The sequence below is a fragment of the bacterium genome (genome assembly GCA_024226335.1).
Classification (GTDB): Bacteria; Myxococcota_A; UBA9160; order SZUA-336; family SZUA-336; genus JAAELY01.
Map to the genome: position 1 here is coordinate 17,977 of JAAELY010000386.1, position 25,822 is coordinate 43,798.

At 62.1% G+C, this 25,822-nt stretch carries 23 protein-coding genes; 11 read left to right on the forward strand and 12 right to left on the reverse strand.

Annotated features, from left to right (window positions below):
• Window positions 1-4: 4 nt before the first annotated feature.
• On the reverse strand, window positions 5-784 hold the full coding sequence (locus tag GY725_19590; protein MCP4006388.1) for an enoyl-CoA hydratase/isomerase family protein: 780 nt from the start codon (window positions 782-784) through the stop codon (window positions 5-7).
• An 82-nt stretch (window positions 785-866) separates the two neighbouring features.
• On the opposite strand from GY725_19590, the gene GY725_19595 reads away from it, so the two are divergent.
• Window positions 867-1,457: an HD domain-containing protein gene (locus tag GY725_19595; GenBank protein MCP4006389.1), complete on the forward strand. Its 591-nt coding sequence runs from the start codon at window positions 867-869 to the stop codon at window positions 1,455-1,457.
• Window positions 1,454-3,859 carry a hypothetical protein gene (locus GY725_19600; GenBank protein MCP4006390.1) on the forward strand — a complete coding sequence of 802 codons (2,406 nt, stop codon included), beginning with the start codon at window positions 1,454-1,456 and terminating at the stop codon, window positions 3,857-3,859. Before GY725_19595 ends, GY725_19600 begins: the two co-directional genes overlap by 4 nt.
• A gap of 24 nt (window positions 3,860-3,883) precedes the next feature.
• On the opposite strand, the gene GY725_19605 is transcribed toward GY725_19600, so the two are convergent.
• The 3 genes from GY725_19605 to GY725_19615 form a co-directional block, all read right to left on the reverse strand.
• On the reverse strand, window positions 3,884-7,303 hold the full coding sequence (locus GY725_19605) for a hypothetical protein (GenBank protein ID MCP4006391.1): 3,420 nt from the start codon (window positions 7,301-7,303) through the stop codon (window positions 3,884-3,886).
• Between the two features lie 99 nt (window positions 7,304-7,402).
• Window positions 7,403-8,077 carry a peptidylprolyl isomerase gene (locus GY725_19610; GenBank protein ID MCP4006392.1) on the reverse strand — a complete coding sequence of 225 codons (675 nt, stop codon included), beginning with the start codon at window positions 8,075-8,077 and terminating at the stop codon, window positions 7,403-7,405.
• An 81-nt stretch (window positions 8,078-8,158) separates the two neighbouring features.
• Complete coding sequence (locus tag GY725_19615; GenBank protein ID MCP4006393.1) at window positions 8,159-9,397, reverse strand: MFS transporter; 1,239 nt, start codon at window positions 9,395-9,397, stop codon at window positions 8,159-8,161.
• 115 nt (window positions 9,398-9,512) lie between these two features.
• On the opposite strand from GY725_19615, the gene GY725_19620 reads away from it, so the two are divergent.
• Complete coding sequence (locus GY725_19620; GenBank protein MCP4006394.1) at window positions 9,513-10,391, forward strand: TIGR03619 family F420-dependent LLM class oxidoreductase; 879 nt, start codon at window positions 9,513-9,515, stop codon at window positions 10,389-10,391.
• A 21-nt stretch (window positions 10,392-10,412) separates the two neighbouring features.
• Window positions 10,413-11,147, forward strand: coding sequence for a hypothetical protein (locus tag GY725_19625; GenBank protein ID MCP4006395.1), 735 nt, complete (start codon window positions 10,413-10,415; stop codon window positions 11,145-11,147).
• Here GY725_19625 and GY725_19630 read toward each other — a convergent pair.
• A complete protein-coding gene (locus tag GY725_19630; protein ID MCP4006396.1) occupies window positions 11,117-13,084 on the reverse strand; it encodes a ferritin-like domain-containing protein in 1,968 nt (655 codons plus the stop codon). The genes GY725_19625 and GY725_19630 overlap by 31 nt on opposite strands.
• 171 nt (window positions 13,085-13,255) lie before the next feature.
• Here GY725_19630 and GY725_19635 point away from each other — a divergent pair, with 171 nt between their 5' ends.
• Both GY725_19635 and yhbY read left to right on the forward strand, forming a co-directional pair.
• A complete protein-coding gene (locus GY725_19635; GenBank protein ID MCP4006397.1) occupies window positions 13,256-14,134 on the forward strand; it encodes a hypothetical protein in 879 nt (292 codons plus the stop codon).
• The gene (gene yhbY / locus GY725_19640; GenBank protein MCP4006398.1) at window positions 14,131-14,448 is read left to right on the forward strand and encodes a ribosome assembly RNA-binding protein YhbY; all 318 of its coding nucleotides are present in this window, start codon (window positions 14,131-14,133) and stop codon (window positions 14,446-14,448) included. Before GY725_19635 ends, yhbY begins: the two co-directional genes overlap by 4 nt.
• A gap of 4 nt (window positions 14,449-14,452) precedes the next feature.
• Here the strand turns inward: yhbY and GY725_19645 are convergent, their stop codons facing one another.
• The 3 genes from GY725_19645 to GY725_19655 are packed head-to-tail and all read right to left on the reverse strand — an operon-like array spanning window position 14,453 to window position 15,992.
• Window positions 14,453-15,235: a hypothetical protein gene (locus GY725_19645; GenBank protein ID MCP4006399.1), complete on the reverse strand. Its 783-nt coding sequence runs from the start codon at window positions 15,233-15,235 to the stop codon at window positions 14,453-14,455.
• A 10-nt stretch (window positions 15,236-15,245) separates the two neighbouring features.
• Window positions 15,246-15,506: a hypothetical protein gene (locus GY725_19650; protein ID MCP4006400.1), complete on the reverse strand. Its 261-nt coding sequence runs from the start codon at window positions 15,504-15,506 to the stop codon at window positions 15,246-15,248.
• 3 nt (window positions 15,507-15,509) lie between these two features.
• On the reverse strand, window positions 15,510-15,992 hold the full coding sequence (locus tag GY725_19655; protein ID MCP4006401.1) for a hypothetical protein: 483 nt from the start codon (window positions 15,990-15,992) through the stop codon (window positions 15,510-15,512).
• Window positions 15,993-16,172: 180 nt separating this feature from the next.
• Here GY725_19655 and GY725_19660 point away from each other — a divergent pair, with 180 nt between their 5' ends.
• Window positions 16,173-17,201: a M23 family metallopeptidase gene (locus GY725_19660; protein MCP4006402.1), complete on the forward strand. Its 1,029-nt coding sequence runs from the start codon at window positions 16,173-16,175 to the stop codon at window positions 17,199-17,201.
• On the opposite strand, the gene GY725_19665 is transcribed toward GY725_19660, so the two are convergent.
• Both GY725_19665 and GY725_19670 read right to left on the reverse strand, forming a co-directional pair.
• Entirely contained in the window at window positions 17,198-18,895 is a 1,698-nt protein-coding gene (locus GY725_19665) for a PAS domain-containing protein (protein ID MCP4006403.1), read from the reverse strand. The two genes, GY725_19660 and GY725_19665, sit on opposite strands and share 4 nt — an antisense overlap.
• 67 nt (window positions 18,896-18,962) lie before the next feature.
• Window positions 18,963-20,333: an MFS transporter gene (locus GY725_19670; GenBank protein ID MCP4006404.1), complete on the reverse strand. Its 1,371-nt coding sequence runs from the start codon at window positions 20,331-20,333 to the stop codon at window positions 18,963-18,965.
• On the opposite strand from GY725_19670, the gene GY725_19675 reads away from it, so the two are divergent.
• Window positions 20,332-21,261: an acyl-CoA thioesterase II gene (locus GY725_19675; protein MCP4006405.1), complete on the forward strand. Its 930-nt coding sequence runs from the start codon at window positions 20,332-20,334 to the stop codon at window positions 21,259-21,261. The genes GY725_19670 and GY725_19675 overlap by 2 nt on opposite strands.
• Before the next feature lie 29 nt (window positions 21,262-21,290).
• On the opposite strand, the gene GY725_19680 is transcribed toward GY725_19675, so the two are convergent.
• On the reverse strand, window positions 21,291-22,442 hold the full coding sequence (locus GY725_19680) for a hypothetical protein (protein ID MCP4006406.1): 1,152 nt from the start codon (window positions 22,440-22,442) through the stop codon (window positions 21,291-21,293).
• Window positions 22,443-22,499: 57 nt separating this feature from the next.
• On the opposite strand from GY725_19680, the gene GY725_19685 reads away from it, so the two are divergent.
• From GY725_19685 to GY725_19695, 3 genes are all read left to right on the forward strand, one after another.
• On the forward strand, window positions 22,500-23,258 hold the full coding sequence (locus GY725_19685; GenBank protein ID MCP4006407.1) for a TVP38/TMEM64 family protein: 759 nt from the start codon (window positions 22,500-22,502) through the stop codon (window positions 23,256-23,258).
• Window positions 23,258-23,716, forward strand: a complete 459-nt coding sequence (locus tag GY725_19690) for a GatB/YqeY domain-containing protein (GenBank protein MCP4006408.1) — start codon at window positions 23,258-23,260, stop codon at window positions 23,714-23,716. The genes GY725_19685 and GY725_19690 overlap by 1 nt, the downstream gene beginning before the upstream one ends.
• A 63-nt stretch (window positions 23,717-23,779) precedes the next feature.
• Complete coding sequence (locus tag GY725_19695; GenBank protein MCP4006409.1) at window positions 23,780-24,229, forward strand: Lrp/AsnC family transcriptional regulator; 450 nt, start codon at window positions 23,780-23,782, stop codon at window positions 24,227-24,229.
• 72 nt (window positions 24,230-24,301) lie between these two features.
• Here the strand turns inward: GY725_19695 and GY725_19700 are convergent, their stop codons facing one another.
• Window positions 24,302-25,561, reverse strand: coding sequence for an HlyC/CorC family transporter (locus tag GY725_19700; GenBank protein MCP4006410.1), 1,260 nt, complete (start codon window positions 25,559-25,561; stop codon window positions 24,302-24,304).
• Window positions 25,562-25,822: the final 261 nt, after the last annotated feature.

Consider the following 25,822-nt stretch of genomic DNA (forward strand, 5'->3'; position numbering starts at 1 on the left):
CGCGTCAGTCGCCTCGCTCAAAACTCGCGCGGGCTGCCGCACTTCGCGATGCAGACATCAGCGAATCTCCATCGGATTCGGTGGCATCTCCAAGCGGCGAACTCTGACTGTAGGCCCGGAACTGGGTCTTGGTCATGTGAACCGCAACCTCCGGCTTCTCGGCAATGCGGCGGGCCCAGGCGTCGACGGCAGAGTCGAGTTCAGCCACCGGAACGGCTCGATGGACGACCCCGAGGCGAGCGGCTTCAACAGCTTGGATTTGATCGCACATCAGGATCAACTCGCGAGCCCGGGATGCACCAATCTCTTGAATCAGGCGCGGTGTAGCTCCCCACGCCAACGGAATGCCGAGATCGACCTCGGGAATGTGGAAGACGGCATCGTCTGAGGCGATTCGCAGATCGCACGCGAGTGCGAGCGCCAGACCACCGCCGACTGCGTGACCGTGTACCCGCGCGATCGTGGCCGCTTCGAGGTCGAGAACTGCCGCACAAGCGCGCCGTCCGAGTTGCGATGCATAGCGGCGTTCGCGATCACTCGCTCCTGATGCAGCACTCATTCGCGCAACACCCGGAGGATCTCGGCGATCCGCCCCGGCACAGAAAGACTTTCCACGACCGCCGAGAACGACGACGCGCGTCTCGAAATCTCTTTGGAGTTCCGTGAATAGCGCGCAGATCTCCTCGAGCGCCAGTGTGTTCAGTGCGTTGCGACGTTCGGGCCGGTCGAGCCAGACATAGGTGATCGCGTCTTTTCGTTCCACGGTCAGGGTTTCAAAGCTCATGGAAGTATTCTCTCCGAGACGACTCGCGCTGTCGAGTTGAGAGAACCCGCCCCGAAGCGATCGTTTCGGCTATATTCCCTGCGTGACTCCAGAAGATCGCCAGCGCTTCATCGATGCTTTCGCCTTTGCGCTAGACGTCCATGCCCGGCAACAACGGAAGGGCCGCGCGGTTCCCTATTCGAGCCACCTCCTGCAAGTGGCGGGGCGTGTTCAGGAAAGCGGTGGTGACCTGGATCAGTCGATCGCGGCGCTGCTTCACGATGCGATTGAGGACTCGGAGCACGTGAGCTACGAACTCATCTACGAGGAGTTCGGCGAGTCCGTCGCTGAAATCGTGCGCGACTGCACCGATACCCTGCCAGGCGAGCATCCCAAGCAGAAACGACCTTGGATGCAGCGAAAGACCGAGTATCTGGAACACCTGAAGTCCGCCCCTGACCGCAGCCTGCTAGTCACGCTTTGCGACAAGTGTCACAACCTGAGTTCCACACTCATGGACATTCAGGATCGGGGTTTTCAGCACATGGATCACTTCAATTCGACGCCGGAGCAACAGCTCTGGTACTTCGAGAGCATTCTCGAAATCACTCGATACCGGATTCCGACGCGTTTGCAGCGGGAGTTCCAGGAACTGGTTTCGAGGTTCCGCGAAATCCTGGCGAGCGCAAAATGAACATCAGAGCAGTCCTCCTGCTCTGCCTCGTCTCCATTCCGGGAATCGCCCGATCCACTACGCTCCCGACCTATCAAACCTTGACACTGGCAGCGGGCGACGTACACCAGCACGCGTTTTCGGCTTACTCCGCAGCCATCATGGCCAGCGATACCTGCGGGGCCCATCAGTACGGGGTACCCGATGCGGTCTACGACGCGATGGCGAGCGGGGGCTACGACTGGGGCAATATCGCGCACCACACGCACCTGCTCAGCGGCGACCCGAACAGCCCGGGCTATAGCTGGTGGATCGATCCAAACAACAGCTTCTCGGTGCCCGATCCGAGGTTTGCAGGCTACTCGTTCGAGCCCAATCCAAACGGTTTCTTCGACTACGTGAGCGGTCAATCGCTCGTGGCTCCCGCGAATCCGTGGAGCGAACCCATGTCGATGTCGAGCGCGGCAAACTCACGCAATAATCCGGGAACTTTCGTGGCATTTTCGGGGCGCGAGTTCACGACCCAAGTCGGAAGCATCAGCGGTAGTGACGCCGGTGAAGGCGGTCACAAGACGGTCATCATCCCGGGCGATACCGACCGCGTCTGTGGCCCGATCCTGCAGGGCACCCCTCCAGTGATCGTCAACGATTCGCAATTCTGCCACAGCGAGTACGATCTCTTTCTCTGGGCCCACGAGAACAACGCGATCATCGTCCAGGCGCACCCTGGGAACATGAACGCGGTCCCGCTTCATCCCATCACGGCTCCCGGTGGATTCAGCGACGACTTCGTTCAAGGCATTGAACTCGGAAACTCCCATCGGGCGAAATGGGAGGATTCCTATCAAGAGGCCTTGCAGAAGGGATACCGTCTTTTCCCCGCATGCGGCACCGACACTCACAACAATCCCGGCGGTTCCTGTACGTTGAACAGCCTCCCCAACACGAAACGAGGGGCGACGTTGTGCTGGGTCGATACCCTGACTCGAAACGGCGTAATCGACTCAATGAAGGATCGGCGTTGCTACTTTGCCAAGCATCACGAGCCGGTTCTTCAGATCGAATCCTGCGACGAGTGGGACGATCTCAATGGCGTTTGCATCACGCCCGCCGCGCGCATGGGCGATCTTCTGGACGTAGGCGACGGAAGCGGTCACGTTCGAGTGCGGGCCACGAATGACCCCAATAACGTCGTTCCGGGCGTTCCGCAAAACAGCTACCGCTTTCACCAACTCGACCTGGTGAATCAATCCGGAACCGTCCTCGCTACGTGCGACGACGACCCAAACACCACGACCGCCGAATGCGGCTGCACACTCGACGATGTGAACGGCCTGGACACCTGCATTTTCGAAGGAGAGATTCCGCTGGCACCGGGCGCGATCTACGCGCGCATCCGCTGCGAAGGTCCATCGTGCACAAACCCCTGCCCCGCCTCTATCGGCGCGGTGGGTGACTGCAGGGTGGTCACGGCCAGTGCTCCGATTTTCGTCAACTGGCCGGACTACAAGACATCGATCGGCTTCGCGGGCTTTGAGAACTGTGACTTTGACTCCGACACCGTGCCCTGCTGGGACGACAACTGCGATGTCACCGCGAATGCGGATCAACTGGACGGCGATGGCGATGGCCGGGGCGATGCCTGCGACAACTGCCAGTTCATCGCAAACGAAGGCCAGGAGGACCTCGATGGCGACGGCATCGGCGATATCTGCGATCCCGATATGGACAATGATCTGCTTCCCAATGGCTCAGACCCCTGTCCCGCGGTCTTCAACTGGGATTTCGGAGACATCGACGCCGACGGAATAGACGATGCCTGCGACGTCTGCCCCGATTTCGCGGATCCGAACCAGATGGATACCAATGGAGATGGAATCGGAGATGAGTGTCAGTGCGGCGATGCGAACGGGAACTCCTGGGTAGGCGCCAACGATGCCGATCTGATCGATGCCTACGTCCAGGGTGGACCGATCCCACCGGGGATCTGTGACGGTACGGGCGAAGGCGTCTGCGACTCCGGAGACTACGTGGCCGTCATCTTGAACGTCTTCTTCGGCGGAAGGTTGTTCTGCCCGCAATTCCCCGACACTGACGGTGACCTGCTCACGGATGGTCGCGACAATTGTCCGAGCGTGGACAACCCATTGCAGGAAGATACGAACCAGGACGGCACGGGCGACGCCTGCCAGTGCGGAGATGTCAGTGAAGACAATGACCTGACGCAACTCGATTTCGACATGCTCAGCCTGGCGTTGGCCGATCCCGGCGGTGCCTCACTCTCAGCCAGTGCGCTAGACCGTTGCTCCGTCGTCGGAACCGCCGCAGATTGCAATATTGCCGACCTGGGAGTCATCGCGCGGGCGATCGCAGGCTTCCCTCCGGGACCCCAACTCCTCTGCACGGCAGCTCAGGGACCGTGATCGCACGGCGATAGCGCGGCCGGGCTAGTCGTCGCGGGCCAGCACGCTTGCGTAGAACAGCCAGCGCCGTTCCCAGAAGCGCGACAGTTTGAGCAGCAGGACATTGCGCCCGGCGCGCAACCGCACGGGGACACGGGCTTCGTCGCGCGTAATGCCCTTCAGGTTTGGCAGATACGCGACGGACTTTCCGTTGAGCCAGGCCGCCGCCGAACTACTGGCACCGAGGCTCAACCAGACGTCTTCGGGTGTCTCCCGTTCGATGTACGCGACCGCATACACGACATCTCCAGTAACCGCGTGCTGGGCTGGACCGAGATCGACGACGGGCAGGCCCTGCAACGGAGTGACACGCGTGCTCCACCCCTCTGTATCGGGTGAGGCGAGCGCGCGCTCCGGAGGGGCCCGGGTCTCACGAATCGGGTACCAATCGGGATTCGCGTAACGGGGGCTGAGCTGCCATTTTCGCAGACCTCCAATCTCGAGAGGGTCCGAGCTCGCGCTGGCAATCGGTTCGATCGCCAGCGCAGCCAGACCGAACCCGGTCGGTCCGCCGAATTCGAAGATCAGAGAACCTTCTTCCGTCTGCGCCTCGAAGGAGCGCCGGAGCATCTGCCCAAGACTCAAGGGTGTGTCGAGTAGTGCGTACTCACCGCCGACGCGGGTCAGACCCGAGACCAGGAAGTTGCGCTGCGCCCATCCCGCATTCGTCTGGATCAGATGTACACGGTAGCGCCCGTCCGGCACGTCGACTCGAAACCGCTGCGCCCGTCCAGAAATCACAGAACGTCGAAGGGGAGGCTCTCGCAGCGTCTTTTCGTACGGCCAGAGCTGCGACTTCGTCCACTTCACGCGCACGCGCTGCGTATCTCCCGCACGCCGCGCCAGCCGATAATCGCGTTCTTCGGGAGTCGGAGTCGAAATATCGTCCGGCTTCAACCAACCAAAACCGCGCTTGGAATCGTAGGGCGAATTGGGATCCACTCCCTGCCAGGGTCTGAGCGGTCGGGCTTCGCCGAAATCGAGAGCAATCGTCACGTTGCGCGGCGCCTCGCGCATCGCGAGATGCTCGTCTCGCAGCGCTTGCTCGCGTTGTTTCGCGACTTTCTGCAAGAGGACTGTACCGGCCGAAGCGTACTTAGCTGCGTCGATGAAGCCGCGTTGCACGCCTAGCTCCGCCACCTCGCTCAATAGTTCAGGAACTCCACGTGCCGCGTGTTTCGCGCGCATCAGATAGCGATCGCCTCGACGCACGAGACTCTCGGTGCGGCCGAGATCCCTGGGACCGAGCAGGATGACGCCATAGACGTCCATCGCTGGAACATCGAGTTCGATCTGCAATCCGCTCTTCTTGAATTGCAGCGGAATCGGGTCGCGCCCGGGAACCAGAAACACCGCAGCCTCGACCAGGAGATCCTCGGGCGCGCGCAATCGCATCGGAAAACTCGCAATCTCAGCCGCCTCTCCACTCTCGAAGTCGATGTCGTAGTTCACCAGATGGATCGACAGGAGACTCTTGTGGTGAACCCACGTCTTCGCCCAGAGCATCTCGGGGAGTGCACCGTCGAGTATCGGAGTCTCGAGGACCGCCCGCACCGCAGAATGAACGCGGCGACTCCTGTCCGAGATCTTCGCGGTGCGTCGGGACCTTGAGGACTGAAATGATCCGTCGCCCAGTGGTTGCACGACCGTACCGAATTTGCGCAACTCCTCGAGTCGCTTCCCGGCCGCAACTCCGTGGTTCTCGTCGCGGGTTCCGAACTCACCGAGCACTACCAGGGCCCCTCCCGTTTCCAGGAAGCCCTTTAGGATCTCTGTGTGCACCCGAGACAGATCGGTAATGGAGGGAGCGATCAACACGCGATACTTGCGCAGATCGTCCACGGAAATGCGATACGGTCCCAGATCGGGATGTTCCAGCAACACGACGCCATAGGGAAGATGTCCCTCTTCCAGAGCTCGTGCGGCACCGGCGAGATCATTCACCGGCGGGATGTTCATCGAGAGAATCGTCGGAACGTACTGAGCGTGCATGAGCGTCGGAACCGAGTACAACAATCCGACCTGCGCATACCGCTCACGCCCCCGGCGCTCGAAGATCGCTCGATGCATCTCACGAAAGACCAGGTGTTCGCGCAACACATCGAGGAGTTCCGGGTGATCTCGCTGGAGCATGACTGGATTGTGCAAGAACACGGCGCCTCCGGCACTCATCTCTGCCCATTCGTGCACCAGGAGATCCCGGGTTGTCTTCCCCAGGTTCGGCAAGAACTGATAGGGTTTGCGGCCTCGCGCCATGGCTTCGGCAAGTTGCAGACGAAAGCTGCCCCAGGCGTTACTCCATCCGTTCTTGAAGATGTCGTACTGCGATTGGCCCGATGCTTCGAACCAGAGCATGTCGACGGAATCTCCCAGCGCGACTGCGTAGGGAACACGCCCGGGGAAGGACCCGCCGAGGTTTCCGTGTACGTCATAGCTGCGTCCTGAGCGACTCGCAATCAGCTTGTTCTCACGGTAATAGCGCTGAAAACTGTGCAACTCAGATACGTACTGGAAGCGCTGGTACTCGGCCATGACGGGATCGTCAGTAATTCGACCCGCAGCTTCGCGCGCGCTCTTGTACAGGTAGGCTTCCGGTTCGACGTAAGGAGGAATCTTGTCGAAGAGATCCTTGAGATGCGTCGCGGCGTACGTCCGAATATTGAAAGGGTCGGAACCTGGTTTCGACTTCAGCCGCTGCAGGCGTCCAGACGTGGTCAGAAAATGGCGAAACTTCAAGCTATTGAAGTCGTCGTAACGCCCGCGCGCTCCTTCGCCGATGCGGCTCGTTGCACCTCCAATATTGTCCTGCGAAATCGAATCGCCGAATAATGGACTCGTAAGCCAATCGTAGTTGATCACCGCGGACCATCGCGGAGCCTTGTTGTCGGTGATCCAAGCGTTCCACTTTTGCTTCTTGGTCCAGCGTTTGACGCGGAGATTGTGGTGCGGGTCGATGACCTTTTCATTTCCGATCCCACGCGCAATTCCGTTTTCCCCGAAGAGTTTGAGTGCCGCATCTTCGTGAAAATGGATCGTCTCCTGGTACTCGTTATTGCCGTAGATCTCCGCAAAGATCCCGCGAGTTTCCAGGTATTGGTGGGTCGTGAGGTTCCCGCTGCGATCCACGTAGTCGATCAGCAGCCAGTTATCCGGGTCCCGCCACCAGCCGGTCTCGCGCGTGGCACCGGCGCCAGTCCCGTGTCCAGAAGCTGCATTGACGATCGTTTCATTCCAGGCGGGCGGAGAACTGCGAAATTCCCGCACTTCGGTCAGGTAGTCGGGTAACTCGATCTCGACCGCCGGACCGCGGGGCAAGGGCTCTGCAAGCGCGCTCCCGGAAATGATCGACGCCGCCAGGCACGCGACGAGCGCAAACGAACTCGGGTTGCGGCTGAAGAAGAACACTTGCGAAGGATACGTCCGGTTGGCGATCGACACAGACCGCGGCGAAAGACGCAAAACGCCTGCGCACCTGTGAGGCAGATGCGCAGGCGTCCTGGTTTCCTACTCGACGCGGATCGTCGCCTTCTCGATCAACAGCGGGCTCTTTGTCTGCCCGCTCGAAGAACCCTTCTCTTCCAGGGCCTTCACAGTTTCCATTCCGTCGACCACTTCGCCGAAAATCGTATGCTTGCCATCGAGCCACGGTGTCGCCTTGAACGTGAGGAAGAACTGGCTTCCATCCGTTCCCGGTCCCGCATTGGCCATGCTCAGCAACCCACCCTTGTTGTGCGTCACTTTGGGATCAAACTCGCCATCGTATTTGTAGCCGGGTCCGCCGGTTCCACGACCGAGTGGATCTCCGCCCTGCGCCATGAAGTCGGTGATGACTCGATGAAAAACGACGCCGTCGTAGAACTCCAGTTGGGTCAGATAGACCGTGCTCGAAACGTGCATCGGCGCGACATTTGGCATGAGCCGGACCGAAATATCGCCGACGTTGGTCTTCAGATCCCAGAAATACGTCTTGGACGAATCGAACTCGACCTTGGGTGGCTTTGGAAGCTGGGTCTTCCAGCGCGATTCGCTCTTGTCGATCTTCTGCTCGCTGATGAACTTCTCGATCGCACCGATTGCTGCATCCACAGTTTTCTCCTCTGCGGCCCACGCCGCCGAGGCGACGCTGAAAGTCAGTGCCGCGAACACGACGGTCGCAGCTTGTAAGGTTCGTATCTTCATCTGAGATTCCCTTCCTTCAGGCGGAAAAGTCGCGGCACAGGGTAACACCGGCGCCCCGTCCTACCAGGGGACGTCGAAAGGCTACTCGAGCTTCGAAATCCGGGTCGTCAATGCGACCGCAGAGACGAAAACCAGCATTCCGGCGCCGGCGAATGCGAATGCCCCCAGAGGACCGACCGCACCGGCCAGGAGGCCCGCTGCGGGCGAACCGACCGCACCGGCCACGAAAAAGCCGAGCGGGTAGACGGACAGGACCCGCGCGCGATTCGCCCCGAGCGCGCGTTCCTGGAAGATCGTCCGCCCCACGTTCAGAAACACAGATCCACTCAAGCCCCATCCCAGCCCTGCGAGCAGGGCGAGCGGATAGGGGACGCCGAGTGACGTGATCAAGAGGCAGCAGGCCGCGAGAGCCTGCGCAATCGCCATTGCTCGACCGCGGCGCTTGAAGGAAAGCCCCCGCAGGAGCAGTACCGAGCCCACCACGACGCCGATCGGAAACACGCCAATCAGAGCTCCGAGCTCTCCGACATCTCCCTGATAGAAGTCGCGCACGAGCAGCGGGTAGACGACGAAGTACGCACCCTGGAAGAAGAAACCCACCCCTAGCACCAACAAGAACACCGGGAGGAGATCGCGAGAACGAAGCACTTCAACAAGGCCTGTGCCCAGGTCCGAAAAGCGCGGGCGAGCATCCACACGGGTATGCGAAGAAGAGCGGGGGAGTCGGCGAATCGCAACAACTCCGACTAGCAGAATGGCGCTCTGTACTCCGAGCATGGCAGGCGAACCCACGTAACGCGCGAACCCGGCCAGAAACGCAGCCCCACCACTGGCCACGAACTGGATGAGCGTGGTTCCCACGACGGCGCGCGGCAGATCCGAGCCCGCCACGTCGCTCAAGACAGCGTCGCGTGCGGGATGCAGGAACGACGACGCGGTTCCCAGCGCCAACGCGTACGCGATTACGTAGGGGAAGCTGAGCTTGCCGCCGAGGACGACCAACGCCAACGCGGCGACGATTCCCGCCGCAACGATATGTATGCCCGTCATCAGTGAGATTCGATCGAAGCGATCGGCGGTCGCCCCACCGAGCAATAGAAGTACACCCGGAGCCACAAGTGAAAACTGGGCGGCGCCGACCCATTCCGCCGGTGCGCCCAGATCGTTGACGATCAGCCAGGAGAACAGGACACCCTGTATTCCCCATGCGGAAAACCAGGACGCGACTGCGAATGCGTAGAGTTGGAAGCCCGCCGGTGGCGCTCCCGAAGCTGGTTGCGTAGGAGAATCCAGCAGCGGAGTACCTTGAGGTAGCGACATACACTGCAGATCATCCACGAAACCCGAGGAGGAAGCGAGCGGGAGGCCCTTTCGGGTTGGCCCGCACATCGGGATTCGTGCAGAATGGCCGCGCCGATCCGGCGGGAGGTGCGGATTGAAGTTTGGAATCGCGAGCGCATTCAGCCCGGTGCGCGACTACAACGAACTGGCGATCACGGCCGAGTCCTGTGGCTGGGATTTCGTCGCTGTCTCGGACCACGTCGTCCATCCCGAGAAGCTCAACACGCCCTACCCCTACACCGCCGATGGTCAGCGACGCTGGCAGGCCTTCACGCCGTGGCCCGATCCCTGGGTAGCCATCGCCGGGATGGCGGCCGTCACCGTGCAGATCCGCTTCATCACCAACGTCTTCGTACTGCCCATACGCAATCCGTTCAGCGTGGCAAAAGCGGTCGGCACAGCGGCCGTGCTATCGGATCATCGCGTTTCACTGGGCATTGGCGTGGGCTGGTCCAAAGACGAGTTCGCGTTGATGGAGCAGAACTTCCACAACCGGGGCAAACGAGCGAACGAGATGATCGAGGTCATGCGCAAGCTCTGGACCGGAGAGATGGTCGAGCACCGAGGCGAATACTATTCATTCGACCGGCTCGAGATGAGTCCCGCCCCAAGCCGTCCGATCCCGATCCTCGTCGGAGGAGTTTCCGATGCCGCCCTGCGCCGCGCGGCGCGATTGGGCGACGGCTGGATCTCCGATCTTCACACGACGGATGAACTTCGAACGCTGGTCCACAGACTCAACGGCTATCGACGAGAATACGGGCGCCACGAGAAGGGTTTCGAGATCGTGGCTTCGGCGATCGACGCGGTCGACCTCGACGGATATCGGAGACTGGAAGACGCGGGCGTCACCAGTCTCAACACCGCGCCCTGGGTGTTCTATACCGGTGGCTCCGACTCGCTGGCCGACAAGAAAGACGGCCTGCGGCGTTTTGCCGACGACGTGATCGCCAAGATGGAGGCGGGCTCGTAAGGGACTGCTAAGCTGCGTTGCGTGTCCGAGTACGCCCGAGTCCGACTGATCGACCGCCTGGTCGAAACCGCCGTTCGCGGTCGTACATGCGTCGTACTGGGCGGGCCGGGTATGGGCAAGACGACGGTGGCCCGGGCCGCAGTGGAAGAACTGGCCCTACGCGGTCGCCGGGTCGGAATTCTGGAATTGCCCGAAGACGAAGGCGACTGCAATCGCCTGCTGGACGAAGCGCCGGAAGGTCCTCGCATTCTGACGGGAGGATTGGGGCTTCATCGCGTCCTGGCGAAACGCGTGGCACCCGAGGGGGCCGTTCTCCAGCGCTTTCCCCTGTCTCCGCTCCCACGGCTGGATCTCGAATCCTGGGCGCGACGCTCCGGGGCTCGGATCGGACGCGAAGAATTGCTGCTCGCGTTCGAGGCAAGCGGTGGACATCCTCTGCTCTTCGCTGCATGGCTGCATACTCGGCGCAGTCTTCCAGCCCCCGAAGCGATCGAGAAAGAACTGATGACGGCGCAATCCGATTTGTTCCGGCGAATCGATCGCGAACTCCTGGCCGCCGAGCTCGCCGCTCCATTCGCATGGCTCGAAGAGCACGGTCTCAGCAGTGTCGACGAACTTCGCCGAGCAACGCGTGCGGACAAGCAGACGGTCGATCGACTGGTCATGGCCGGGCCGGTCTCGCGCACACAGGGCGAACGCTCCGAGATCCAGATCAGCTGCGGTCTCTACCGACGCTGGCGCGCGGAGGCCCGCTGAGCGGTTGCGAATTCGACGCGGGATTGCAGCCCACTGTCCGGGTCGCGGATTTCCAGGACAGAGGGGACGTCGACTCGGAATTCGAAACGACCCGGCGCGCGAGCCACGCCGACCCGTCTGGCCCGCTCGACCAGCCCAAGCGCAACCGTGCCCAGCGTGAAGCGCGCATTAAACTCGACGAGGGGACGCAAGATGGACTCGCCATCAAAGGAATAGACGAAAGCGTCCACTCCGCAGGCTCCGAAATAGCCGCGTTCGCGTGCTGCTTCCGCCGCCACGAGACCCGCCGCCTGCAGCCGTTCGTCAAACAGCGTGCCCGCGCGAATCGAACCATTCGCTTCCAGACAGCCGCGATGTCCCCGAGGAACACCCGAAGGGCTCACGATCGACTCGAGCGTTCCGAGCGCATGAATCTCGCCGCTCATTTCGATCCAGTAGTGCGCCGACAGGTCGACCGTGCGCTTCAACCAGGGTTCGAGCAGAAAACCGCCGCAGCGGGCAAGCCGAGCCATCGCGCCTTCGATCTCGGAGGGAGCGAATGAGCCAATTCGCCCAGCGACGCGGCCTCTCCCGCTCGAACTCAGCCGGGGCTTGAGCGCGAACTCACTCCCCAACTCAGGGGCCCAGCGAGCCGTTGCGCTTTCCACGGATTCGACGACACGATGGACGTCCGCGAGTTCTTCCGGGTCGAAGACCCGAATCGCCTCCCGCAGGCACGGGTGCAGGCTTCCCTCTTCGAGCGCCAGGCGGTGGGCAAACGCCTTGTCATGCACGCTGCGCACGACCGCGGGTGGAGGTGAGGCGAGTTCCCGGCCCGCGCGAGTCGCGATGCGCAGCGCCTCATCGGTACCGAGCCAGGCCACCACCTTCTTGCCGCGCGGCAGGAAACTCCAGGCCGGAAGCTGCGCATCGTCGCTCCAGGCTTCGGGCAGGACCGCGGCATCGAGGCCATCCACCCCACAGAAGCGCGCGTCACGGGCGAACAGGCCGCCGAACAGACGCGCACTCGCGGCAACCGCCGCGTGCGAGAGCGCACGTCGCCAGTTGTCCCCCTCTTCCGCACCGAGGTTGGGGAAGATTCGCGGCTCCTCGACGGCGGGCTCAGGGCCGTTGCCTTTCCGCTTCGGACCTGCGTTTCGCACGTACTCGATCCAGGAATCGTCCAGCCCCGCCGCGCGCCGCGCATCCGCACTGAACGCGCGCCCCTTCGCCCGCGACGCGGACAGGGGAAACGGCACGCTGGCTTCATAGGCTTCGAGATCGCTTTGCTCGGGCGACTTGAGCCTTCGCAACCAGGTGAGCGCGAGACGCACGTGCCCCTGCTCCTCGTCGTGAATCTGCTGACAGACTCGCGCACTCGCTTCATCGCCCACCGTGGCAAATGCATCGCGATACATCAGGGTGAAATCCAGATTCGCCTGCTCCAGGGTCAGACCCATGGCACTCAGAAAGGCGAGCGGACCGTGGGGGCTGGCCCAAAGCGCGGGAACGTGCAGCCAGAAATAGTCGGATCGCGGCGCATCGCCCAGGCTCGAGCCGAGCCTGTCCAGACGCTCGAGGTATAGGCCGAGGTGTCGTTGCTCATCGGCCAGAGCCGCGAGCCAGCCGCGGCGCAACGACTCGGGCGCCTCGGGCCAGGCGAGCAATGCCCAGGCGAATAGTTCGACCGCCATCAACTCGTGATGGGCAAAGCGGTGAATGCAGGTCGCTCGCTTGGCGGGATCTTCGAGTTGTGGGGGCGGCGGAAGGCGCTCGGCTCCCGAACTCAGCGTCAGATCGGCGGAACGCGCCGGTCGGTCGATGTAGATGGCCGCAAGCGGATCCGAGCCGAAGAATCCCGGCTCGTCTGAAACGGGCGGCGGACGCGTCTTCGCTTCGAGATCCCCCGATTCCAGGATCGACAGGCAGTAATCGCGCACGCTTTCGCCGTCCGACATCGCCGCTCAGCCTACCGAACGCTCGGGGTGCGAGCGACCTGGCCGGGCGAGCCCGGAGCGGGGTGAAATCCCTTGTTTCGCACGGCTGATGATTCTGTACCCTGAGTTTCCCTCTGCACGAAACGAAGCGCGACACGCGTCGCGCTTCGCCAGCGAGACGCAGGGGAGAGGATGCTCGAAGCACTTTCGAAGTTTGGTGCGGCGGACGCGATCGACATCGCCCTGGTCAGTATTCTGTTTTACGCGGGCGCCTCGGTCCTGCGGCGAACTCGCGCAGCCCTGGTCGCTCTGGGCATCGGCCTGCTGGGAATCGTGTACCTGACTGCGAACTGGTTCGCGCTGGGCACGACCAGCCTGGTCTTGCAGGGCCTGTTCGCAGCCACCGGCCTCGCATTCGTGGTCATCTTCCAGGACGAGTTGCGCCAGGCCTGCGAAGAACTGGCGGCCTGGGCCATCGGCCGACATGACGACCACCGTCCCAAGCTCGACTCGAGCGAAGTGCTGGTCGGGGCATTGGCCAGGCTGGCGCGCGAGAAGGTCGGTGCGCTCGTCGTGCTGACCGGCTTGCAGAAGCTCGATCGACATTTCCAGGGAGGAGAAGTCCTCGGTGGCGAGATCAGCGCGCCCCTGCTCGACAGCCTGTTCGACCCGTCCTCCGATGGACACGATGGCGCGGTGATCCTCGAAGACCGGCTCGTAAGCCGTTTTGGCGTTCAGTTGCCGCTGTCCAAGAACCTGGAGCGTCTGCCGGGCACGGGCACGCGCCACAGCGCAGCACTCGGACTCGCTGAGCGAACTGATGCGCTTTGCCTCGTCGTCTCTGAGGAACGGGGTACCATCTCGGCAGCGGCAAATGGTCAACTGCACGAGATCCAGAGCGAGGACGAATTGACATCGATCGTGAACTACTTTTTCCGTCAGCAACGCCGGCTGGCGGCGCCTCGTCCTCTGGCTCAGCGGATCTTCCGGGATCGCCTGATCGAAAAGGCTGCGGCGCTGGGCCTGGCCTGTGCGCTCTGGCTTCTGCTCGCGGTGACGCGCGGCGCATGAAGGGTTTTCAGAAACGCTACCTGCGCAGTCTGGGTCACAATCTGAAGCCCGTCGTGGTGATCGGACGCAACGGCCTGAGCTCGGCCGTGATGGCCAAGGTCGACCAGGAACTGAACGCACACGAGTTGATCAAGATCCGCTTCTCGGACTTCAAGGAGGAGCGCAAACAGCTCGTCGAACAGATCGCCGAGGCCACACAGAGCGCGACGGCGGGAGTACTGGGCAATACGGCCATCCTGTACCGCGAACACGCAGATCCCGACAAGCGCAGCGTCGTCGTGCCGCAACGAGAAAGTGGCGGCGAGAAAGCCTGACCCGCTAGAAATCCAGGGGAAGCGTCAGGTAGTCGCGATAGATCCGGTCGCGGTGCTCCAACAGGACGGGGTCGGCCGCGGCGCGCGCCTCTGGATCGAGCAAGACGTAGCCGACACGGATCGGCTCCGGCATGGGGCAGACCTCGGCGGGCAGTGGCTCGAGCATCGCACTCGCGGTCGCCCAGTAGATGTCGGCTGCGCTCAGGTCATCGCCCACGAAGTACGCTGAACCGCGCCGCTTCTGGGCGAGCAATCGCCCTGAAAGAAATTCCAGGATCTGCGTCACCCGGCCCGACGCCGAACGAGCCGTCGCCTCGGTGTAACCGTACTTGTCAGCCAGATTCTGGACGATTCCTCGCATGAATTCGGGCAACGCCGCTGCGGCGTCTCCTTTCATTCCAGCCAACATCATGAGTCGGCGGCACCAGAGGAAGCCCTGCTCCCCGCTGATTTCGTGCAGGAGGCCGAACATCTCGATGCGCGCTTCTGGATCGCTCGGGATCAGTGCGGGCTCGGGTTCCAGGCGTTCCGCCAGGTGCACGATATCGGACCAGTGAGAGCGCGGACGCTCGTTTTCGTAGATCGCGATCGGCGCGTTGTCCTGGCCGGTCCAATCCCGAAGGGCCGAGTTGTCCATCCCGCCGATCTGCCGCACCGGTGCGTACGGAATTCCTTTGACCTGAAAAACGCCCTTGGCCGCTTCGCCCCAGGGCCCGGGCACACCCGCGCTCAGAACCAGGCGAAGGCCCGACCGATGCCTGGCTTCTTCCACATCCAGATAGTCCATATCCGCTCCGCTAGTCCGAAGGTTCAAAGTCTAGTAACACGGGAGCCCCGGTCTCTGAACTCTCGAGCATGCCGAGCGCGGCTTCGAGCACGGCGTGCTGGCGTTCGGGCTCTCCCGGACGGTCGAGTGGAAACCCGTGGGCGAAAGGCACGAAGAGCGCCCGCGGTGGGCGCACCGCGAGCGCCACCTCGCGCAGGAGCTGGATCGCCACGGTAGCGATGCCTTGACGCTCGAGTTCCGCCGCCACCAGGCCGACCGCCTGGTTGCACATGGGTCAGACCGGAACGAGCAGCGCTACGTCGACCTGGTCGTCGACCAGTGCGCGGACGGCTTCGGGGGCGGTGTTCTTCACCAGCCGACCCGGTGCAGTAATACTGCCCATGAAACTGAGGTGGCGCATGGCGACAGAGCCTACGACACCGGACTCCACGAGTTCGCGCACACGCTGCAGTGGAAAGGCCAGTTCAGTATCCCGGCGCATCGCGGTGTGATCGAACGACTCGCTGCGATGGGTATCGATCAGGATCGAGCCGTCGGTATCGCTGGGAATGAAGCGGAAGCTCGGATCCCCTCCTCGAAGCGATTCGTCAAAGCGCTCCTGATCGGGCAGGACGAATCCCGCACTTGAAACGAGCGCCAGGCGCGCTTGCGAAAGAGGCTTGCTCGGACGCGTAAAGGGCACCGGATCGATTCGCCGCCAGCGGTAGGCCTTCAGGAAGAGGCGAACCGAAACGGAGAACTCACTCATCTGGCCCATTTGATCGCCTCCAATTCGGGTCCTGGCCGTCGGCAGGATAACGACGCTGACTCGGACTCGCCGTCTTTTTCCCAACTGCCGTCGAACTGCCGTCGAACTGCCGACCGGGTCGGAACGCGCGATACAGATATGGTCACCTGGGGCCGATTCAGACCGGAAGTCCAAGCCGCGGGAGCCTCGATGCATCGCCAGCCCCTTCGCGCCGTGTTCGTTCCAGTGATCGCCTTCTTCATCAACCTCGCCTTCGTCAACATCGCCGAGGCCGGTGCGGTGGAAGACTGGATGGACTGCAGCGACGACGTATGTGTGTTCGTCCGCAGCGCGGAAGACATCGCCAGAATCAGCGCCAGCAACAATAGCGCTGCCCCGGTGGCCGTGAGTATCGACTTCACGGGCCTGCGCAACGCGGCGGCGTTCCCGCGCAAAGCGAAAGCAGTGGTCCAGCCTGGTGGTGTTCAGCATCTGGTAGAACTGAGGCGCAAGAACTCACGCGGAAATATGAGCTTCCCGTTCAAGTGGCGCTGGGTTCTGGGTGATCCAGGTGCCAGGCATGACGACGCTCTTTCGTACCACATTCCCTTTGGCGGAACGGTGGCCCGGGAGCTCACTCAAGGCGTCGGGGGCAAGTTCAGCCACACGGGCCCGCACCATTACTCCTTCGATTTCGGCATGCCGGTCGGAACGCCGATCGTCGCCGCGCGTTCCGGCGTGGTCGTAAACGTCGCAGATGGCCACAACCGCGCCGGCGTCACCGAGGAGTTCCTGACTCGAGCCAACTCGGTCACGATCCTGCACGAGGACGGAACCTTTGCGAGTTATGGTCACCTGGATCCGGGCGCGGGTGTGCACCAGGGCATGCGGGTTCGCGTTGGAGAAGTGATTGGCTTCAGCGGCAATACCGGCTTCACGACGGGACCTCACCTGCATTTCTCGGTGTGGCGATCGACGTTTGCAGGGCACCAGCAGACCCTTCCGATCCGCTTCTCTCACAAGGGCAGAGCACCGTTTGAGCCAAAACGGGGCGTGCGCTATCCCCCGGGATGCTATGACGAGGGAAGACCCTGTACGGCGGAAGAACTACCGGCCAGAGCGGACAAGCGCGAACCCGATCGTCTGATGCGCTCGAACGATGGCTCGTGCCACTGCTCGAACGGTTCGGTCATCACGACACATCTACCGTGTCGCATGGTCTGCCCGAAGGCTCGTTAGTTCTCTTCTCGAGATTGGGAATGGCGTATGGGCACTTCGATGCAAGCCCGCGTTCCGCCTTCCGGACCTCTCTCGAGCCGAATACGCCCGTTGTGTCCGTGAACGACACCCCGGGCAATCGGCAGACCGAGACCGTTTCCACCGCCCCTCGTGGTAAAGAATGGCTCGAGAACCTTCTCCTGCAACTCTTCGGGAATGCCGTGACCCGTATCGGTCACACAGAAGCGCAAGACGTCCACGTTTTCGACACGCGAGACATCGAACGTGAGACGGCCACCGGCGGGCATTGCGTCAAGGGAGTTATCGGCAATACTCCCGAGCGCCTCGACCAGCAGAGCCCGATCGACTTCGATCTGCGGCAGATCGCGAGCGATGCCGACTTCGAGCTTGACCCCAAGATCGGCCGCGCGCTGCTCCAGCGCGTTTGCAACCTCATCCAGGATCTCGCCTGGGCTGTGCAAGCCCAGGTCCAGAGCGCCTTTGCGAAACAGCTGCAACGTCCGGTCGACGACCAGGCGAATGCGATTCCCGAGTAAGAGCGCGCGCTCCAGCTTCACATCGGGCTTGGAAGCCTCCGCCAGTGACATCTGGACGGTCCCGAGCAACGCAGCCAGCGGGTTGTTGATCGAATGCGCGATGCTCGCAGCCAGGTGTTCGGCCGTTCGCATGTGTTCGCTGCGCATCAAGCGCTCGTGCAGACCTCGCAGGACGTGGTTCGCACCTTCGAGTTCGCGGGTACGCTCCGCCACCTCGGCTTCGAGGCGCGCTGCATAGCGGCTGCGCACTTCCTCGAGTCGCTTGCTCGCGGTAACGTCTGAGGCCAAGCCCAGCAGAGTGAAGCTCCCGTCGGGTCTTCGCTCTTGTATGACCATGCCAGATCGCAGCCAGCGTTCGGTTCCGTCGCGCGCTTCGATCCGGTAGTCGATGTAATCGCTGGCCTCGCCCTTCGATATGGATGCGAACCAGGCGAAGACGGCCTCTTGATCGTCGGCGCAGAGACTGACTATAGGATCCCACTCTTCTCGCGTGTACCCGGTGATCCTCTCGAAGGCGGGCGTTACCCACTCCAGTACGGGTATCCCCTTCTTGGGAACAGTTATTCCAAAGCTGTAGTCGGATGTGAGCTCAGATAGCGCGGCATAGCTGCGATTCCTGGCCTGAAGCTGCTCTTCAGCTCGCTTGCGCTCCGTCACGTCGCGAGCCACGAAGACCAGGCACTCGCTCTGCTGGACCGGATCGCGAGCGATCCAGGAGCGAATCCAGAGCCATCGCGCGCTGCCATCCGCGTGCACGAGCCGAAACTCGAAATCTCTTTCCACGTCGGGATCGGCGAAGAACCTGAAAAGCGCGGGCCAATCGTCTTTGTGGACCAGCTGCAGCGCTCGTGACGATTCGCGGTAGAACTCGTACGGCTTCAGCCCCGCAGTTCGTTCGATCGAAGGGCTGATGTACAACATCTGTCTCGCGTCTCGTGTGAGAACTCCGAAGACGTCTTCAACCTGAGCAGCAAACTGGCTGAACAAGGATCCGGGTGCAGGCTGCGCGTAATCCCGAGAGCCCCCGGAATCCGCCACGGAAGAGGCGGCCGCCGCCGAGGAAGGCCGGTCGACGAGCTGATTCTCGAGTTGGCGAATCCGCTCCCGAAGTCGTTTGACTTCTCCCCCCGACCCGGTCGCCTTGCCGGAACTCGCCACGGGAAAAGGTATACCGGACCGGCGGCCATCTTCCCACTAGTTATTGCAATACTGGAACGGGCGGAAACTATCCGCCGCGACGAGTTTCGAGTTCCCCCAGGATCCGCGCGTGCTCAGCGCGATCGAGGCTGTAGCCGCGCGCAATCAAGGCCGCGAGTACCAGGAAGAACGATGGAACAATCGACGCGACGCAGCGGATTGCCCAGAGCGCACTTTCCGGCTGGGTTTCGAGGGCGCTATCGAAGCCCGCTAGTTCCAGGCCGAATCCCGCGACAAATACGCCGATCGCACCACCGAGTTTGCGTATGAAGGTGAAGGATCCGCCATACACACCTTCGCGACGCTCGTGGCTCAAGAGTTCGTCCTCGTCGACTACATCGGCCAGCATCGACCAGGGCATCATATCGACCACCGCGTAACCCGCCGCAAAACAAATCGCGCCCCCGAACATCACCCAGCGCGGCCAGTCCGGTTCGATGAGCAGAATCAGTAGTTGGGAAGCGCTCCACAACAGACAACCCGTGACGAACACGCGGTGTTTGTCGGTGCGTCGCGAAATATAGACCCAAAGGGGAAGAGACAGGATTGAAGTTCCCAGAAACAGCAGCATGGTGATCTCGAAGTCACCCGGGCGCAGCAGCCAGTACGTGAAGTAGAACAGCAGCACCATGCCGACGATGTCCATCGCGACCCGCCCCAGGATGTACAGAGCCGAGAGTCGCCGATACGCGCGGTGCGCCGCGAGCATCTTGATCCCCTCCAAGAAGCTCGTCTTGACCGGCTGCTGATATTCGGGACGCTCGCGCACGAAAAGGCAGAGCACCAGGAACGGCAGAGTGATCCAGATGCCCAGCAGGAGTCCCGCCTGGAAGAATCCCACGCTCCCCTCACCCAGATACGCGGCCAGCGGTCGGAACCCGACTGCGGCCACCCCGGTACCGAGCACCGTTAGAGCTCCTCGATAGGCACTCACGGAGGTGCGCTGCTCGTAGCCCGGCACGACCTCGGGAATCAACGCGACATACGGTACGCCCACGACGGTCGAGGTGAGGCTGTAGAACACATAGACCAGCACGCAGAACGCGAAGCGAAAAAACTCGCTCTCGAAGCCCGGATTGAACCAGAGCAGTGCGAAGCTGATGCCGAAGGGAAGCGCGCCCGCCAGCAGATACGGTCGGCGGCGCCCGAAGCGTGTCCTCGTCACATCGCTGATCCGACCCATCAACGGATCCGTGATGGCATCGACGAAACGGCCGATCAGAGGCACGGCCGCCGCCAGCCCGATACTCAGCCCGATATAGCGCTCGAGGAAGAAGACGTAGACGAGAGAGAGAGCGGAAAGCGCGAGCGTCAAACCGTGGTCAGGGCAGCCCAGAAGAATTTTCATCGGCACGCGAATCTCGGTTTGCCGGGCTCCCGCGGCGTTTTCGCTGGTCATGAAGTGCATCATACACGCGGCGATCTGGCGGCGGTCGTGCTACCCAATCCGCGTGTCACAGACCCTCTCAGACCTGATCGGCTTGCTCGAACTCGAAAAGATCGACCAGAACATCTTCCGAGGCGAGAACGAAACGGCGAGCCGCACGCGCTTGTTCGGCGGACAGGTCGCAGCACAGTCCCTCGCTGCAGCCGGTCGCACCATTGAAGACCTGTACGCCCACTCCCTGCACGCCTATTTCCTGCGTCCGGGCGATACCGAGGTTCCGGTTCTGTACACCGTCGACCGCATTCGCGATGGCCGTTCCTTCGCAACGCGTCGGGTCGTCGCCATCCAGAATGGCAAAGCCATCTTCAATATGGCGGTCTCCTTCCATAAGGAAGAAACCGGCTACGAACACCAACAGATTGAAATGCCCGATGTTCCAGACCCAGAGAGCCTGCCGACGTGGGCGGAGCGCGTCGAGGTAGCGTTGAAAGGGGCCGATCCCCCGGTGTGGTTGCGGAGCGGCCGCCCCGTCGACGTGCGGCACGTCAACCTGCCCTCGTACATGGGCAGCGAGCCCCGCACGGGTCCCAGTTCCATGTGGTTCCGAGCGGACGGCGACCTTGGAGACGATCTTCTCCTACACCAGTGCGTGCTGACCTACGCTTCCGACATCTCCCTGGTCGACAACACCGTCCTTCCGCACGGACGCAACGGCGCCCTTGGACCGGTGATGATCGCGAGCCTCGATCACGCGATCTGGTTTCACCAGCCGTTCCGAGCCGACGAGTGGCTGCTCTACGCACAGGAAAGCCCCCGGGCTACGGGTGCACGGGGTTTCGCTCGCGGTACGATCTTTTCCCGCGACGGCACCCTGATCGCGTCGGTCGCGCAGGAAGGACTCCTGCGACCGACGGGAAAACCCGAAGACCGTTCTCTGTAGCTGCCACTGGGGAGACTCGACCGGGAGACTCACTCGGGTATCGGCGCGCTTGTGATCGACGCACCGCAATAGAGCGTCGCGTACACGCGCTGTTCGTGAATGAACGCGCTGTAGGTAACCGAACGTCCGCGCGGTGGATTGCAGCGTCGGGGCTTCGGCAGCGTTATGCGCGTCCAGCGTTGTTGACCGGCGCGCTCGGAGCTCACGACGACGCTGCCGGACCAGAATGAAATCGCCACCTCGCCATCGGAATTGATCTGGAGGTCCTGAGCAAAATCGCCCGGAATGCGCGGCCCCAGATCGAAACGGGAGACGACTTCCTCAGCGCGTCGCACCAGCAACTCGATAGTTCCAGCGTCATCCACGACGAAGTAGCCGTTTCCAGATGCGTCGAAATCCATGAACATCAACTCGGACCCGTCGGAGGCGCGCTCGAGGATCTTCCCCTCGGCGTCGAGGTGAATCATCGCGAACTCGATACCACCCTTTTCAAGGAACACGTCGGCGTTCAACCAGACCTCGCCGGTCTTCGGATCGACGGCCACGCTCTTGGGCGCGGTAAACTGCCGGTCGGTCCGGCCAAAGCGGACTTCGCGCAGCATCTCTCCATCCGGCGTCAAGACGACCAGCCCCCCGAAAGACTGCCCTGCGGGATTGGAAGGCGAGTTCGAATAACGGGTGATGTACAGGTTTCCCCCGGGTCCCTCGACGATTTCGTTGAAACCGACGCCATGGCCCTCGATGAAGCCGACCTCACCCGTTTCGGGATCGACCCAGCCCAGTTCTTCGAAGTAGGTCGAGTAGTACACACGACCGTTGCTGTGCGCGAGCACGTCCCAGACCGAAGAGCGCACATCCTCAGCCCCTGCGCGCACGAGCAGGGGCGACAGAAAGACTCGGTTCTCCAGATCGAACCGGCCGATCAGGTGGTCGCCAGGTTCGCGTAGATCCGCACTCGAGTCGCCCTGCTCCGCCCACCAGAGTTCCCAGAACGGACTGAGCCCGAAGTAGATCACCCGCCCGTCACTGTCACCGAACCAGGCGGAGTAGTTCTCACTCCCCCGATTCGCGTCCTCAGCCTGAAACACTCCGTCCGGATCGGTGTCGAGAAAGCGACCGTGAACGCAGCCAACCAGGGCGACGCAGATCCATGCGAACCGGAGGCGAGAAGACTTCGGCACGGCGCAACCGTAGCACGCAGCAGATCCGCAACGGACTGCTAAGCTCGGCGCAGTATCATGAGTGACGAGTCGAACTCAGACGAAACCCCTTCGCGCGCGGAGCAGTGGGTCGAAGACATGGCCGCGGCGGGCGAGCCGCATTGGATCGTGCTCGGTTCGATCATCGGGCTGATCGTAGGCGGTTCGCTCCTGCGATCCTGGCTCGGTCTGGAATGGGACGCGACTTCGATTCGCGAAATGGTACTGGGCTTCGGGCTCTGGGGACCGCTCTTGCTGATCGGGTTGCTGGCCATCCGTTTCGTGCTGTTCATTCCATCGATCCTCTTGCTGACAGCCGGTGGACTGGTCTTTGGTGCCGCAACGGGAACGCTCTACGGAGCTCTGGGTCTGACCCTGGCGGGTCTGCTCAAGTTCGGAGTCGTGCACTGGGCGGGAGCCGAGGCGATTCGCGCACACGTACCGCAGCAATACGGCGAGATCATCCGACTGGCGCGCTCCAAGGCAGGGACCGGATTGATCGGCCTGGTCTCGGCCTATCCGGCGGGACCCATCGGCATCGTGCATATCGCCGCTGCGATCGCCGGCATGACGCTTCTCCCATTCACCCTTTCCGTTTTTGCGGGTTCTCTGGTGCGCGCGGGGATCTTCTCGTTCTTCGGCAGCCAACTGGTCGACGGAGATACCTGGCTGTGGAGCGCGGCATTGCTCGTGGCAACGGTCGTGCTACCTCTGGCGTTCAAGCCCAGTCGCGTGTGGTTGCTCAAGATCATGGGATTTGGCGCGCGGGAACAACGGGGCCGGGGGGACACTCAGTAATGCCGATCTTCGATGACGTCAGCGAGCAGATGAAGGAGGCGTTGAAGGCGGGCGAGAAGATCCGCCTTTCGACCCTGCGCAGCATCCGCGCGGCCCTGCTCAATCGCATGAAGGAGGACGGCTCCGATACCGTGTCGGACGAAGAATGCGTGACGCTCATGCGACGACTGGAGAAACAGCGTCGCGAGAGCATCGAAGCCTTCCAGGATGCCGGTCGCGCTGAGCAAGCGGCGGCCGAACGCGATGAACTCGCCATTCTCCAGACCTTCCTGCCCAGCCTGGCAGACGAGACCGCAACGCGAAAATGGGTAGAAGAGGCAATCGAGTCTTCGGGTGCGAGCAGCCCGGGAGATGTCGGGCGGGTGATGGGTGCCCTCATGAAAGCCCACAAGGGCAAGATCGACGGCGCCCTGGCCCGACAGATTGCTGCGGACCTGCTGGCCGATCCACCCGCCTGATCAATCGGGGTTGACAATCGACCTGTCGCCGAATGATCATTCGATTTCTGAAAGGAAATCCGGATGTTCGACGACCGAGACCGAAAAATCCTGTCGATTCTACAGTCCAATGCTCGTACTTCGAACGCCGAGATCGCCCGCCGCATCGGCATGGCCGCTTCGGCGGTTCTGGAGCGGATCCGCAAGCTGGAGGCTCGCGGTGCGATTCAGGGCTACGAAGCCCGGGTCAATCCCCAGAACCTGGGTCTGGGCCTGACGGCTTTCGCCTTCGTGACCGCACTGGAACCGCTCAGCGAGATGAAGTCGGGCGAGGCACTGTGCCAGATCCCGGAAATCCAGGAAGTCCACTACATCGCCGGAGAAGACTGTTATCTGGTCAAGATTCGCGTAGCCGACCCCGAAGCTCTCGGTCGGCTGATTCGAGAAAAGATTGGCGCCATCCCCGGGATGCACCGCACTCGCAGCACCATGGTCTTGACCACGCTGAAAGACGGAATGTCCCTGCCCCTTTAGGAGTCTCTGCGACCCGACTCGCGAGATCGAGCCAGTGATCTCCGGGGTGCGAAACGCTTTCCGAAGTGAGCCTCAGGAGCGGACGCGATGAATCCGCAAGCGCCGAATGCGCCGCGCGGAAGCATCGACGACCTCGAGGCGGATGCCTTTTTCGAGCTCGACGAATTCGCCGACCGCGAGCATGCGTCCGCTCTTCGAAAGAGCGATGCCCGCAACCGTGGACCAGCTCTCGCTCTCCGGCAGGCTCAAGCCCATGGCCCGGTTGACCGCGTGTACCGGCATCTCGCCGCGCACGACCGCTGTACCACTTTCCTCGTGCACGATCCATTCACGCGGATCTTCGTCTTCCTTGAAGATGTCACCGACGAGTTCTTCGACGAAGTCCTGCGCCGTCACGACTCCGGCCAGCTCGCCGCGTTCGTCGACGACCATTGCGATTTGCGTGCGATTCCGTTGCAACTCGCGAAGCCCCTTTGAGGCCATCGTGGTCGATGGAACAAAGAGTGCAGGGCGCAGCAGATCGTCGAGATCGACCCGGTTGCGTTCCACGAGCATCAGGAGCGCATCCCGCGTCACCAGATAACCCACGACATTGTCGAGATCTCCGTCGATGACCGGGTAGCGCTGATGATCGCCACTACGCAGAAGGGATATGGTCTCCTCCGGCGCTGCTGCACGATCGATCGCGGTGATCTGCGAGCGCGGAACCATGACCGCGGCGACTGTCAGATGGCCGAAATCGAAGGCGCGTGAAGCGATCTCACCGGTACGTCGGTCCAGCGAGCCGGACTCCGCCGCTTCCTCGACGACGGTTCGCAACTCATCGGGAGAAAGACGCGACTCGGAAAACGTCGTTTCGTCGTTGAACAGTCGCAATAGGAAGTTGGTGGCCCCGACGAGAATGGAGATGAAAGGCCTCAGAAGAATCGACAGACCGAGCAACGGGCGTCCCACGGTCAGCGCGTAGCGTTCCGCGGTGCGCAAGGCGAGCGATTTGGGAACCAGCTCACCCAGCATCAGGGCAAAGAACGATATCCCCGCGACGACCAGCGCAATGCTGATCTGCTCTCCGTACGGCACCCCCAGGTTGCCCAGTAGTTCGCCAAGGGGCCTTGCAAGGCGAGCTCCGCCAAATGCGGCTGCGCCAGCCCCCAGAACCGTTATGCCGATCTGTACCGTGGCCAACAATCGCTCGGGTTCAGCCCGCAGGCTCTCCAGCGCGCGCGCGCTACCTTTGCCCAGATCAGCGAGTTCGGAGATGCGCGTGCGGCGCATCGACAGGATCGCGATTTCTGCGCCGGCGAAAACGCCGCTCGCGAGAATCAGCGTCAGGATGGTCCCGAGTTCAGTCAGCACGCAGACAGTCTCCACGCATCGGAGAGTCACCGCAAGCGGCCCGCGTGGCGACCCAGAGGCGGGGAGAGCTAGGGAACCTCTGCACAGGAAGGCTGCGGCTGCGAAGCGCGATGCATCCGCCTGCGCTGCGTCGCGCGAACCTCTGCAGATCTACGGATCTGCGATCGGATCACGCTTCTTGCTCAGGCGGCGACTCCCGCTTCTCGCTCGATTCCTCCCTGTGCAGAGATTCCCTAG